This is a genomic window from Synechococcus sp. W70.1 (genome assembly GCF_047461515.1).
Lineage (GTDB): Bacteria > Cyanobacteriota > Cyanobacteriia > Thermostichales > Thermostichaceae > Thermostichus.
The window spans coordinates 144,938-158,228 of the sequence record NZ_JANSHH010000025.1; the positions used below are offsets into that span (position 1 = coordinate 144,938).

Annotated in this window: 11 protein-coding genes; 8 read left to right on the forward strand and 3 right to left on the reverse strand. The window is 60.2% G+C overall.

Going from position 1 to position 13,291, the window contains the following annotated elements; genetic code table 11:
• Positions 1 to 95 precede the first annotated feature (95 nt).
• The 8 genes from NW808_RS06255 to NW808_RS06290 all read left to right on the forward strand — a co-directional run bounded on the left by NW808_RS06255 (position 96) and on the right by NW808_RS06290 (position 10,416).
• Entirely contained in the window at positions 96 to 1,649 is a 1,554-nt protein-coding gene (locus tag NW808_RS06255) for a ferredoxin--nitrite reductase (protein WP_414420642.1), read from the forward strand.
• Positions 1,650 to 1,681: 32 nt separating this feature from the next.
• On the forward strand, positions 1,682 to 3,004 hold the full coding sequence (locus NW808_RS06260; RefSeq protein ID WP_414420643.1) for a CmpA/NrtA family ABC transporter substrate-binding protein: 1,323 nt from the start codon (positions 1,682 to 1,684) through the stop codon (positions 3,002 to 3,004).
• A gap of 133 nt (positions 3,005 to 3,137) precedes the next feature.
• A complete protein-coding gene (gene ntrB, locus NW808_RS06265) occupies positions 3,138 to 4,091 on the forward strand; it encodes a nitrate ABC transporter permease (protein ID WP_414420644.1) in 954 nt (317 codons plus the stop codon).
• A 54-nt stretch (positions 4,092 to 4,145) separates the two neighbouring features.
• Positions 4,146 to 6,137: a nitrate ABC transporter ATP-binding protein gene (locus NW808_RS06270; RefSeq protein ID WP_414420645.1), complete on the forward strand. Its 1,992-nt coding sequence runs from the start codon at positions 4,146 to 4,148 to the stop codon at positions 6,135 to 6,137.
• Between the two features lie 34 nt (positions 6,138 to 6,171).
• Positions 6,172 to 7,014 (forward strand): ABC transporter ATP-binding protein, encoded by an 843-nt coding sequence (locus tag NW808_RS06275; RefSeq protein WP_414420685.1) that lies wholly within the window; start codon positions 6,172 to 6,174, stop codon positions 7,012 to 7,014.
• 75 nt (positions 7,015 to 7,089) lie between these two features.
• On the forward strand, positions 7,090 to 8,010 hold the full coding sequence (locus NW808_RS06280; RefSeq protein ID WP_414410669.1) for an L-lactate dehydrogenase: 921 nt from the start codon (positions 7,090 to 7,092) through the stop codon (positions 8,008 to 8,010).
• A gap of 62 nt (positions 8,011 to 8,072) precedes the next feature.
• Positions 8,073 to 8,795 (forward strand): tRNA (guanosine(46)-N7)-methyltransferase TrmB, encoded by a 723-nt coding sequence (gene trmB, locus NW808_RS06285; protein ID WP_414420646.1) that lies wholly within the window; start codon positions 8,073 to 8,075, stop codon positions 8,793 to 8,795.
• A 67-nt stretch (positions 8,796 to 8,862) separates the two neighbouring features.
• Positions 8,863 to 10,416, forward strand: coding sequence for a lysostaphin resistance A-like protein (locus NW808_RS06290; RefSeq protein WP_414420647.1), 1,554 nt, complete (start codon positions 8,863 to 8,865; stop codon positions 10,414 to 10,416).
• Between the two features lie 12 nt (positions 10,417 to 10,428).
• Here the strand turns inward: NW808_RS06290 and NW808_RS06295 are convergent, their stop codons facing one another.
• The 3 genes from NW808_RS06295 to NW808_RS06305 are packed head-to-tail and all read right to left on the reverse strand — an operon-like array spanning position 10,429 to position 13,169.
• Positions 10,429 to 11,421, reverse strand: a complete 993-nt coding sequence (locus tag NW808_RS06295; RefSeq protein WP_414420648.1) for a DnaJ domain-containing protein — start codon at positions 11,419 to 11,421, stop codon at positions 10,429 to 10,431.
• Complete coding sequence (locus tag NW808_RS06300) at positions 11,379 to 12,290, reverse strand: ABC transporter substrate-binding protein (protein WP_414420649.1); 912 nt, start codon at positions 12,288 to 12,290, stop codon at positions 11,379 to 11,381. The genes NW808_RS06295 and NW808_RS06300 overlap by 43 nt, the downstream gene beginning before the upstream one ends.
• 30 nt (positions 12,291 to 12,320) lie before the next feature.
• Positions 12,321 to 13,169 carry an inositol monophosphatase family protein gene (locus NW808_RS06305; RefSeq protein WP_414404931.1) on the reverse strand — a complete coding sequence of 283 codons (849 nt, stop codon included), beginning with the start codon at positions 13,167 to 13,169 and terminating at the stop codon, positions 12,321 to 12,323.
• Positions 13,170 to 13,291 lie beyond the last annotated feature (122 nt).

A 13,291-nucleotide genomic window follows, 5' to 3' on the forward strand; every position in this document is an offset into this window, starting at 1 on the left:
GAAATCGCATAGCCCATTAAGAAATGTAACGCTAAATACCAAAGTCAATGGTTCGTCATCGCTAGGGTAGGCGGTGTTATCCCACGGCAGCGATCATGGCGAACCAGTTTGAACGCCTTAAAAGCGAGAAGGATGGGCTGGCGGTTAAGGACGAGCTGGAAGCTTTTGCCCAAATGGGCTGGGAGAACATCCCCGAAGACGACCGAGATCACCGCCTCAAGTGGCTGGGGATCTTCTTTCGCAAGCGCACCCCTGGCCAGTTCATGCTGCGGCTGCGCCTGCCCAATGGGATCCTGACCAGCGGCCAAATGCGCAAGTTGGCCGAGATCCTCCGCCCCTACGGCCAAGATGGCGTAGCCGACATCACCACTCGGCAAAACCTGCAACTGCGGGGCATTCCCATTGAGGACATGCCTCAGGTTCTGCGGCAACTCAAGGAGGTGGGCCTGACCAGCATCCAGTCAGGCATGGACAACGTGCGCAACATCACGGGATCCCCTCTGGCCGGTATCGACCCGGATGAGCTGATCGACGTGCGTGGCCTCACCCGCAAAGTGCAGGACATGGTAACCAACAACGGCGAGGGCAACCCTTCCTTCACCAACCTGCCGCGCAAGTTCAACATCGCCATCTGCGGTTGTCGCGACAACTCGGTGCATGCCGAGATCAACGACCTGGCTTTTGTGCCTGCTTTCAAAGAGGGCAAGCTGGGCTTCAACGTCTTGGTGGGAGGCTTTTTTTCGGCCCGCCGCTGTGCCGAGGCCATCGGGCTGGACGTTTGGGTAGATCCCCGCGATGTGGTTCCTCTATGTGAGGCGGTGCTGCTGGTCTATCGGGATCACGGCCTGCGGGCCAACCGGCAAAAGGCGCGGCTGAGGTGGCTCATTGACGAGTGGGGCCTGGAGAAGTTTCGGGTGGCGGTGGAGCAGCAGATTGGCCACCCTCTGCCCAGAGCGGCGGAAAAAGACGAGGTGGTCTGGCACAAGCGGGATCTGCTGGGAGTACACGCCCAAAAGCAACTGGGCCTTAACTTTGTAGGCCTGCACGTGCCCGTCGGGCGGCTCAACGTCCCGGAGATGAGGGAGCTGGCTCGCTTGGCGGAGGTGTACGGCTCCGGAGAGCTGCGGCTAACGGTGGAGCAGAACGTGCTCATCCCCAATGTGCCCGACTCGCGGGTGGGGCCGCTTCTCCAAGAGCCGCTCTTGAAAAAGTTCTCCCCCAACCCGGGACCCTTGCAGCGGGGGTTGGTGTCCTGTACGGGCAACCAGTTTTGCAACTTTGCCCTCATCGAGACCAAAAACCGCGCCGTGGCCCTGATGGAAGAGCTGGAAGCCGAGCTGGAGATTCCTCAAACGGTGCGCATCCACTGGACAGGCTGTCCCAACTCCTGCGGCCAGCCCCAGGTGGCCGATATTGGCCTCATGGGCACCACCGTTCGCAAGAACGGCAAGCCGGTGGAGGCGGTGGACATCTACATGGGAGGAGAAGTGGGCAAAGACGCCAAGCTGGGCGAATGCGTGCGCCAAGGGATCCCTTGCGAAGACCTCAAGCCCGTCTTGGTGGAGCTGCTGATTGAGCACTTCGGGGCCAGGCCGCGTCGTGATCCCTCGGCTGCTCAGACCTCTGCTTCCCCCTTGATGACCTACTAGGCAGTTTGTCGTTCGAAATTTTGGAGGTTGTGATGTCTAAGCTATTCAACACTTCCTCTCCCATCTCCCGTCGCCGGTTTTTGGCTGGGGCAGCTGCCCTTGCGGCTGGAGCAGCTACGGCTGGGATCCCCCGCGCCCAATCCCAATCCTTGGGGCAGGGCTACTGGGTAGCTCAAGCTGATACCCCAGAAACCACGCGAGCCAGGCTGGGATTTATCGCCCTCACCGATGCTGCCCCCCTCATCATTGCCAAAGAGAAGGGGTTTTTTGCCAAGTACGGCATGAAAGACGTGGAGGTGGTCAAGCAGGCCTCTTGGGGCACCACCCGCGACAACTTGGTGCTGGGATCCGCCGCCGGCGGCATCGATGGGGCGCACATTCTCAGTCCCATGCCCTACCTCATCACCACCGGCAAAGTTACCGATGGCAAGCCGGTGCCTATGTACATTTTGGCCCGTCTCAATCTCGACGGTCAATGCATCAGCATTTCCAACCAATATCGGGATCTGAAAATTGGCTTGGATAGTTCCCCCCTCAAAGCTAAGTTTGCCGAGTTGCGAGCAGCCGGCAAAGAGCCCAAATGCGCGATGACCTTCCCCGGCGGTACCCACGACATGTGGATGCGCTATTGGCTGGCGGCAGGCGGGATCGATCCCACCCGCGATGTCTCCCTCATTGTGGTGCCGCCGCCGCAGATGGTGGCCAATATGAAATCCAGAACCATGGAAGCCTTCTGTGTGGGCGAGCCTTGGAATGCCCAGCTGGTGAACCAAAAAGAGGGGTATACTGCCCTCACCACCGGCGAGCTATGGAACAACCACCCGGAAAAGGCCTTTGCCCTGCGGGCCGACTGGGTGGATGCGCACCCGAAAGCCACCCTGGCCCTGTTGAAAGCAATCCTAGAAGCCCAGATCTGGTGCGATCAGATGGAAAACAAAGAAGAAATGTGCCGCATCATTAGCAACCGTCGCTGGTTGGGGGTTCCCGTAGCGGATATCTTGGGCCGCGCCAAAGGCACTTTCGACTACGGCACCGGCAAGGTTGTTGAGAACAGCCCCCATTTGATGAAGTTCTGGCGAAATAGTGCTTCCTACCCCTTCAAGAGCCACGATCTCTGGTTCTTGACCGAAAACATCCGCTGGGGTTACCTACCTGCTGACACCGATACCAAAGCTTTGGTGAATAAGGTCAACCGAGAAGATCTCTGGCGCGAGGCCGCCAAAGCCATTGGCCAGCAGGCTGCTATTCCCCCCAGCACCTCCCGCGGCGTGGAAACCTTCTTCGATGGGGTGAAGTTCGATCCCGAAAATCCTGCCGCCTATCTGGAGAAGTTGGCGATTAAGAAGCTGGCCTAACTTGCTGACTTGCCTGAGTTGGTAACTGCCCAGGAGAGAAGGGATCCGCCAACTTCTACCTAGAGTGTTCAAGTTGAACCCCTTCTCTCTTGGGATCCCTCTAAGCTAACTTCAACCTCACTCCTAGTAGACTATGAGACTTCCCAAATCCGCCCTAAAGTCGAGCTACCACCTCTTGCGGATCTTCCTTTCCCTACTGGCTGGCCTAGGACAATGGCTGCTGAAAACTGGCCCAGGTTTTGCTCTTCAGGCCAACGCCGGCATTGGTTCACCCGCTAGCTCTACCTTTGCTTGGCGGCAACGGGTTCAGGTTTACAAGGTGCTGCGCCGCATTCTGTTGCCCGCCACGGCCATTCTAATCCTGCTCATTCTCTGGCAAGTTGCCTACAGCCGGCCCGGGGCCAACCTGCCCACACCTCTCCAAGTCTGGCAGGACACTTGGGATCCCCTCATTAAAGATCCCTTTTTTGACTATGGCGGCAATGCTAAAGGGCTGTTCTGGCAAATTTGGGCCAGCTTGCGGCGGGTGTTCATTGGGTTTGCCCTGGCCGGCCTGGTGGGGGTTGTGGGCGGCATGATCATTGGGGTTAACCGCTGGCTCTACGAGGCTTTGGATCCCATTTTTCAGGTGCTGCGCACGGTTCCACCTTTAGCCTGGCTGCCCATTTCCTTGGCCGCCTTTCGCGATGCCAATCCTTCTGCCATTTTTGTTATCTTCATCACGGCCCTCTGGCCTATTTTGATCAACACCATCGCTGGCGTGCAGCGAATCCCACAGGATTACCGCAATGTGGCCAGAATTCTGCGTCTGTCTGGCTGGAAGTATTTCTTCAAGATCGTCTTCCCGGCAACCGTGCCCTACATTTTTACTGGCTTGCGCATTGGGGTGGGCCTGTCTTGGCTGGCTATTGTGGCAGCAGAAATGTTAATTGGCGGCGTGGGCATTGGATTCTTCATTTGGGATGCCTGGAATAGCTCCCGCGTTAGCGAGATTATTCTGGCCTTGGTCTATGTTGGCCTAGTTGGACTGTTGTTGGATCGCATCACGGCTTGGATTGGCTCGCTAGTGGTGAGCGAAGATCACTAGGCTAAGTTTTCCTGCTCCCAACAATCCACTGCAAGGGATCCCTTAGGTAGCCTTATGAAGACCCAGCCCTACATCGAAGTTGATCATGTAGACAAAGATTTTCTCCTAGACAATGGAGAGATCTACCCTGCCCTGAGAGACATCCACATAGAGATCCAAAAAGGGGAGTTTGTCTCGCTCATTGGCCACTCCGGCTGTGGCAAATCGACCTTGCTCAATATCCTTGCCGGCTTAGAGAAGCCATCCCGGGGCGGTGTTCTCTTGGAGGGCCGGCAGGTGACGGATCCCGGGCCGGATCGCATGGTGGTGTTTCAGAACTATTCCCTGCTGCCCTGGTTGACGGTGCGGGAAAACATTGCTCTAGCCGTAGACGAGGTGCTGGGATCCCTTCCCAAAGCGGAGCGGAAGCAGATTGTGGAAGAGCACATCCGGCGTGTGGGGCTGCAGGGGGCAGCCGACAAGCGCCCGGCCCATCTGTCGGGGGGGATGAAACAGCGGGTGGCCATTGCCCGGGCTTTGGCCATTCGCCCCAGGGTGCTGCTGTTGGATGAGCCGTTCGGGGCCCTGGACGCCCTTACCCGCGGCAGCCTGCAGGAGCAACTGATGGAGATTGCCCAGGCCGAGCAGCTCACCTGCGTCATGGTGACCCACGATGTGGACGAGGCGCTTTTGCTTTCAGATCGAGTGGTGATGCTCACCAATGGCCCTGAGGCCCGCGTCGGCCAGATCTTGCGAATCCCGTTTCCCCGCCCCCGCCACCGCCTGGAAGTGGTGAATCACCCCGAGTACTACAGCCTGCGGGGCGAGATGATCTACTTTCTCAACCAGCAAAAGCGGGCCCGCCAGAAAACTCTCACCCGCGTGGCCATTGCCAAGGGGGGGCTGGAAAAAGTCAACTTGGCAATTGGCTTTGTGCCCCTCAACGACTGCGCCCCGCTGGTGGTGGCCCAAGAAAAAGGCCTGTTTCAAAAGCACGGTCTGGAACAGGTCACCCTGGTGCGGGAGCCGGGCTGGAAAACCATCTGGGAAGGGATCCGCTCCGGTCGGCTGGATGCGGCTGTGGTGGTGGCCGGGATCCCGTTGGCGTCCACTCTGGGAGTGGGGGGAGTGCCGGTGCCTTTGGTAACCTCGTTAACCCTCTCCCGCGGCGGCAGCGCCATTACCTTTGGGCGTCGACTTCTGTTGCAGGGGGTTTTTAGCCCCTGGGATCTTGGCAACTACCTAAGGCAAACCCCAGAGGCCGTCCCTACCCTGGGGGTGGTTCACCCAGCTTCCCTGCACAACTTCTTGTTGCGGCACTGGCTGGCCAGCGGAGGGGTGGATCCGGATCGCGACGTCACGTTGACAGTGATCCCGCCGCCGCAGATGGTGGCCCACCTCAAGGCCGGCAACATCGATGGCTACTGCGTGGGCGAGCCCTGGAACTCCCGCGCCGTTAGGGAAGGGCTGGGGTTCATCGTCACCACCACTCCCGAAATCTTGCCCAGCCACATCGAGAAAGTCCTAACAGTGCGCCAGGACTGGGCCCAAAGCTACCCCCACACCCACGTGGCTCTGGTCAAGGCACTACTGGAGGCTTGTCACTACTGCGATCAGCCGCAGCACCGTTCTGAGATCTTGGGGTGGCTGGCTCAGCCCCAGTATGTGGGCGCGGCCCTGGAGGATCTGCAGCCGGGGTGGAGGGGTGTCCTGCAGCGGGGAATTGCCGATGAGTCGCAAGTGATTGTCGGTTTCCATCAGTTTGCCAACGGGCGCAACACCTGTCCGGAAAGATTGGAGCACCTCTGGATCCTGACGCAAATGGCTCGCTGGGGCCTCTGCGCTTTTCCTCGCAATTGGGTTTCCGTCCTCGAGCAAGTGCTAGACGACAAGACCTATGCCCTAGCTGCCAGCGACCTGGGGCTGCCGGATCGGGCCCACGACCGTGGAGCTTTGCTCTTTGGCGATGGATCTCGCTTTGATGGCGAGGATCCCATTGCCTACCTGGAGTCGGTGGCCATAGGGCAGGAGCCGAAGCTGCAGAACTACCGGCTTAGCGAAGTTTAGCTTTTGTTACCTTACTCAACCCGAAAACGCCATGATGACCCGCTCTCGCCTATCTTCCTCGCCGTTGTCTTCAACAGTTTCTGCCGCAGGGCTGCCTCTTCTGCGTCTTCAGAATGTGGGCAAGACCTACTGGACTGCGGCAGGGCCTTTTGTTGCCTTGGAAAACATCAATCTGGAAGTAGCTGCCGGGGAATTCGTCTGCATTATTGGCCACTCCGGCTGTGGTAAGTCCACCTTGATCAACATGGTGGCCGGGTTTTCTGCTCCAACGTCCGGGTCCATTACCCTCAAGGGCCAGCCCATCACTGCTCCAGGGCCGGATCGGATGATGGTGTTTCAGAACTATTCCCTTTTGCCTTGGCTGACAGCTTTTGAAAATGTTTATCTGGTGGTGGATCAGGTCTATCCTGATAAATCCCCCAGAGAGAAAAGGGAAATCGTTCAGGAACACCTGGAACTCGTGGGCTTGGCCGAAGCAGCCCACAAGCGGCCCAAGCAGCTTTCTGGCGGCATGAAGCAAAGGGTGGCCATTGCGCGCGCTCTGGCCGTTCGCCCTGAAGTGCTGCTATTGGACGAGCCCTTTGGGGCCTTGGATCCCATCACCAAGGAAGAGCTCCAGGATGAGCTGCTAGCCATTTGGCGGGATCACCGCTGCACGGTTTTGATGATTACCCATGACATCGACGAGGCTCTTTATCTATCAGACCGGGTGGTGATGATGACCAACGGCCCTGCTGCTCGTATTGGCGAGATCTTGACCATTCCTTTCGAGCGACCGCGCATCCGCTCCCGTATCCTGGAAATGCCTGAGTTTTACGAGCTGCGCCACTCTGCCCTCGACTTTCTCTACCGTCGCTTTGCCCATGTCTTGGATTAAGCCATGACGGCCTCTGGGCACCAACCTCCGTCGCCCCTTCAGCAGCAGGCTAAGCAGCAGGCTTCCCGTCGCCTTTTGAAGGGATCCATCATCGGCGCTGGGCAAGTGGGCATGGCCTGTGCCTACGCGATGGTTATCCAAAACACGCTAGACGAGCTGGTTCTTCACGATATCGACCGCGCCAAGCTGGAAGGGGAAGTGATGGACCTGGTGCACGGGATCCCCTTTGTCGAGCCGACGCGGATCTGGGCAGGGGAGCTGGCCGACTGCGCCGGGTCTGATGTGGTGATTTTAACGGCAGGGGCCAAGCAGCGGCCTGGAGAAAGCCGCTTGGATTTGGTCCACCGCAACGTCGAGATCTTCAAAAGCCTGATCCCGGCCCTGATGGAGCATTGTCCAGAAGCCATCTTCCTCGTGGTGAGCAACCCCGTTGATGTCATGACCTATGTCTCTTTGAAGTTGTCGGGGCTGCCGCCAAGGCAGGTGATGGGGTCGGGAACGGTCTTGGATACGGCCCGCTTTCGCTACCTTTTGGCCCAGCGGCTGGGGGTGGATCCGCGCAGCCTGCACGCCTACATCATCGGCGAGCATGGGGATAGCGAGGTGGCCGTCTGGAGCAAGGTCAATATCGCCGGCACGCCAATTGGCCAGCTTTCGCCGGCCTGGGATCCCGCCCACTTGGGGGATATTTTCGAGCAGGTGCGCAACGCCGCCTACGAGATCATCCGCCGCAAAGGGGCCACGAGCTATGCCATTGGCCTAGGGGTGGCGCAGATTGTCCAGGCGCTGGTGCGGGATCAGCGGCGGGTTTTAACCGTGAGCAGCCTCACCCAGGGGGAGTACGGCCTGCCGGAGGTCTGCCTTAGCTTGCCCAGGGTCGTTGGACGGCAAGGGGTGGAGCGCACGCTAGTCATGGCCCTTACCGAGAGCGAGCAGCAGCAATTGCACCGCTCGGCCCAGATCTTGCGGCAGGTCATTGACAGTATCCAGTGGTAGCTTAGGTAGCTTAGATTTCCCCTGGCGGAGGGTTCCCTCTGCAAGAGCCGAAGCTGGCGCTTATGGCAACAGAAGTGCAACGGCCCAGTCCTAGGAGTCCTAGAAGCCAACCCAAGGAGGGCTCTTCTTCTCCCCCCTGGGCTGACCTCCCGCTGCAAAAGGGGCTTGGCCAACGGCTGCGGCAACACGTCAACCCCCTGCAGGCTCAGTACCAACAGCCTGCTTCCCCACCCCACTGGGAACGGGTGTATCGGCGGCTGGGACAGCCCTTTCACTTGGATATCGGCAGCGGGAGTGGGCGCTTTCTGCTGCGCCTGGCTCAGGAACAGCCCGACTGGAACTTTTTGGGCGTGGAGATTCGGCAGCCGCTGGTGGAGCGGGCCAATGCCTGGCGGGACGAGCTGGGGCTGGACAATGTCTATTTCCTGTTTGCCAACATCAACGTCTCCCTAAGGCATCTGTTTGCTCCCGGGGATCTTAGCCGCGTCACCATTCAATTTCCGGATCCCTGGTTTAAAAAGCGCCATCACAAGCGGCGGATCGTCCAGCCCCAACTGGTGGCGGATCTGGCGCTGCTGCTGCAACCGGGCAGCCCTGTTTTCTTGCAGTCGGACGTGCAGGAAGTTGCCGAGGAGATGGTCGCTCGTTTCCTGGAGCATCCGCAGTTTTGGAATCCCTACCAGGGTCCCCTCGATGACAACCCCTTTGGCATTCCTACTGAGCGGGAGTGGCAGTGTCTGCAGTTGGGGCTGCCCATCTACCGTTATTGGCTGGAGCGACGCTGACTCCTTCAGTCGGCTGAGGCCAAGAGAAGCTAGGATATAAGCCGCTGGAGTTGCCGCTGTTGCTGCCATGTCTCCCTCTGAAGCCACGGCTTTTGTCGATCCCTTTTTCGGTTGGCTTTCTGTTCGCCGGGGGCTCCTCAACCTGCTCAGCTTGCTGGCTTTTGTCATTGTTGGGCTTGCGTTGGCCAGCAGTTGGTTCCAGCCGCCGCTGCAAACGAAGCTGGACCTGTTGCAAGTTGATCTTGCCCTGCAGGCTGCCCGCACCCTTGACGATCCTCGCTATCAGGATCTGGCCCGAGCTCTGCTGGATCAGGAGGTGTTCAAGGTAGCTAGCAGTCGCTACCAGCAGGTGGCCGACAACTACGCCGGGCGCCTACAGCGCCTGAAACGGGTGGCAGGGCTGGAGACGAGGGGCGAAGGGTCCACAGGGGATCCCGCTCTCCTGGCTTCTGTCCAGGAGCTGCAGGCAGAGCTGGACGGGCTACGGCTGCGCCTGGGCTTGCTCTACGCTTACCAGGAGGATCTGGAGGCGGCCCACCGGCAGTGGCAGCAGGTGGTTGATCCCAGCCGTCCCTTCGAGTTGGAATCCCCGCAAAAGGAGGCGGCCCAGGTCTTGCAGGGGCTATGGGGGACGCCGCGGCGCATCCTGCCAGAGGCCGAGGTACATCTCCACAACCACCTGGACGGCTGGTTTGAGGCGGTGGCCCTGCAGCAGCTCTACCGGCTACAACAGCGCGGCGACAGCCTCAATGCCCTTAACCAGCAGCAGGAAAAATTGGCTCTGGCAGCTTTGTTCCGACTGGCGGTGGTGGGCGGGATCCCCCTGCTGGGGGCGCTGCTGGGGCTGATCCTCCTAGTGGGCTGGCTGGGCTGGAGCTTCTGGCGCCAACGTTCTCTCGTGGGTCCTCCCTGGGAGGTGCCTTGGCCAGGGATCGGGGCGCAGGCAGTGCTAACGGGATGGTTCCTGGGGTTTCTTCTCCTCAACGCCTTGGTGCCTCGACTCTACACCACCCTCCTTGGCCTGGAAGCCCAGCAGCTTAGCCCTTGGCACCAAGGAGCGATCCTGTTTCTCACCTACAACTCTGGGGCTTTGCTGGGGGCAGGGCTATTGTCCTGGCTCCTACGTGCCTACCCAGGCTGGCAAAAAGTGCTGCAGGTGCGCCTAGGGGGTCCTTGGCTGCTCTGGGGCCTGTGCGGCTACGGGGCGGCCCTACCGCTGGTGGTGCTGGCGGCGGCGCTGTCGCAGCTACTGCTGCCGCAGGCGGGGGGCGGCAACCCCATTTTGCCGCTGCTTTTGGAGAGCCACGGCTGGGGGGCGCGGTTGCTATTTCTAGCTGTGGTCTCTGTCTGTGCCCCCGTTTTTGAGGAGGTGCTGTTTCGGGGTTTTTGGCTGCCGACGCTGAGCCGTTACCTGCCGATGGGGGCTGCCATTGCTCTAAGCGCCTTCACCTTTGCCGTTGCTCACCTCAACCTTGCCGATTTGCTGCCCTTGACCATGCTGGGGGTAGTGCTGGGAGTGGTGTACAGCCACAGCCGCAACCTGCTAGCCCCCATCCTGCTCCACAGCCTCTGGAACACGGGATCCCTGGTCACGCTGCTGGTGCTGGCAGGCGCTTCCTGAAGGGAGCTGAGCCTACTTTTTCTTGCCGAAGATGCCGAAGAGGCGGCTCCAGAAGCCACCGCTTTCTCCCTTGCGGGAGGGCGGCACCACTTTTTGGGGCTGGGAGGTCTGACGGCTAGCCGAGGAAACGGGAACCGGCTGCTGGGTGGTGACCTGCTGCAGCCAGCGGCGCACTTCGGCCATCAACTCGGCGTTGTTGGGTTCTAGGCGACTGGCCTGCAGAAAGTCAGCCTTGGCCATACCGGCGTTGCCCTGCTTCAGGTGGGCAATACCCCGGTGCAGATAGTAGCGGGCCACGTTGGGCTGGGCGCTGATGGCAAAGTTTAAGTACTGGATGGCAGCCCGGTACTGCTTGCGCTCAATCATGTCCAGCGCCTGCAGGAAGCGGGTCTCGGCAGGACTGGGTTGGGGAGGTGGAGGCGGGGCGGCAGGAGAAGGGGGCGGCGGAACTGGGGGGCTGGTCGGGATCCCGCCCAGGGGGGTGGTTTTAGGGGCAGGAGCTGGGCTTGCCTTGTAGCCAGCCTTGAGCAACAGATAGGCCAGGTTGAGCTCGCTCAGTTGCTCGGTTTTCTCCAGCAGGGTGGCCAGGGAGCTGTATTGCTCTTTGGCCAGCTTTTCCACCCGCTGGACATACTCTTCCTCCCAGTTGGGAGACTCGGCCAAACCTTTGACTGCCTCTCCCGTAGGCCAGAGATCTGCAGGCGGCGACTCCAGTAGCCGTTGGATGCGCAGCTTGAGCAGAGCCTCGTATTCCGACCGCTCCCGCTCTTTGGTCAGCACCTCGTTGGCCGGGTTGACCAGCTTGGCAAAGAGGACATTGGCCCGCTCTGCCCCTTCCGGATCCCCGACAAAGCGATCCGGGTGCAGGGCCCTGGCCGCCTGCAGGTAGCCGCGCCGAATCCTCTTGGGGTCGGCGGTGAGGGGCACGCCCAGGATGGCAAAGTGGTCAGTCTCGTAACGGGCTAGCCCCCGGTCAATGCGGGGGACATCAGCGTTGGCTCCCATAGTTGCCACCTCTCCAAGATTTGCTGCAGAGTTCCATTTTCGGCCAGGGTTGCAATCGCTGCATCCACCGCTTCCTTCAAGGAAGGGTGCTGCGAGGATACCACTCCCACCAAAGGTATGGGGAAGAGAGGCGGCCCCACTAGGCGCAGCCGGGATCCCGCCTGCCGCAGGCCCAGGACAGCCACGGGCTGATCGACGAGCACCGCATCCAACTGGCCGGCCTGGAGCTGGGCAAACAGGCGCTCGGGGTTGCTGGTGGCAAAGAGCCGGATGGGGTTGCCCCGCCTCTCGTTGTAGGCTTCCAACAGCGCTGCTCCCGTACTATTGACTACAATGCCCACCTTGCGGCCAAAGAGCTGGGCCAGAGACTGGATAGGGGGCTCCCCTTGCCCAGGATCCCGCACCACCAAGCGCTGGGGGCTGAGGTAGTAGGGTCGGGTGGCGAGAAACTGCTGCGAATCCAGGCCCAGGCCTTCCCGCGCTCCCCAAATGAGATCCACCTCATCCGCCTGCAAGGCCGTCAACTGCTGGCTCCAGGGGATGTAGACAGGTTCAAGCCGCACCTCTAGCGTCTGGGCAATGGCCTCGAGGATCTCCCACTCAAAGCCGGCGTAGGTTTTTCGCCCCAGGTCGGTGTAGAGGTAGGCAGGGCCCAAGCTGGGATCCAGGCCAACCCGCAGACGGCCCCGCGCCCGAATTCGGGCCCAACGGGAGTCGGAACCCACGAGGGCGGCTGAGGCTGGCTTTTGGGCAGGCTGAGGGTAGGCGGGGATCCCCAAGAGAAGCACCAGGCCAAACCCTGCCGCCCAACAACAACGCCGGAGTCTTTTCCCGACTAAGTTGCCTCCCTTGCTTTGCAAAAGCGCCATGACTTGCTGGCCTTTACGTAGACTTTGACTTTAGCTGCTGCGCTCTCCGAGCTGGCGATTCCGCCGCAGCGGGAAGGAAACCGGCAGGGGGCTGACCTGGGCCAGTTCTTCTTGGAGAGCAGCATGGAGCCAGCCGTTGCTGGCCAGCAGGCGGCCACTGTACACATCTACCGGGCTGCCGTCGTAGGCGGTAACCTTGCCGCCGGCCTCTCGCACCAAGACAATCCCAGCGGCAATGTCCCAAGGGGAGAGACCCCGCTCCCAATAGCCGTCCAACTGGCCAGTGGCCACGTAGGCCAGGTCAAGGGCAGCCGATCCCCCTCGCCGCACTCCCTGGGTGAGGTGGGTGAAGTGGCAGAACTCAGCGTAGTTGTTGTCCGGAGTTTCCCGGCGGTCGTAGGCAAAGCCAGTAACCAGGAGACTGCGGGAGAGTTCGGTAGTAGAGGAGACGCGGATGGGTTTGCGGTTGCGGGTGGCTCCCATCCCTTGTACGGCGCGAAAGAGATCCCCCCGAAAGATGTCGCAGACCACCCCTAGCACCGGCTCCCGCCCCTCCAGCAGGCCAATAGAGACGGCAGCAAAGGGGTAGCCGTGGGCAAAGTTGGTGGTGCCATCTAAGGGATCGATCGCCCAGGTGTAGGTGCCTTCTGGGGATCCCTGCTGGCCCGATTCCTCCGTCAAGATCCCATCTTCGGGGAAGTGGCGCCTCAGGATCTTCAAGATGAGCTCCTCGGAAGCGCGGTCTGCTGCTGTCACCAAGTCCCCTGGACGTTTCTCCTCAATAGCCAGAGCTTTGTCCACGTACTCCCGCAACAGTGCTGCCGCCTCCAGAGCCGCTTCTGTAGCCACATCCAACCGACGCAACAGAGCTTCCGTCACATCCGCACCTTAGGCTTATAAAGAGGGTTATAAAGTAAGCTATAGACCTGCTACCCAGAATAGCCTGTCTGCTAGCAAGGCTTGCCGCTCCAAGCGGGCCCAGACAGCCAGAGAAAAGCTCT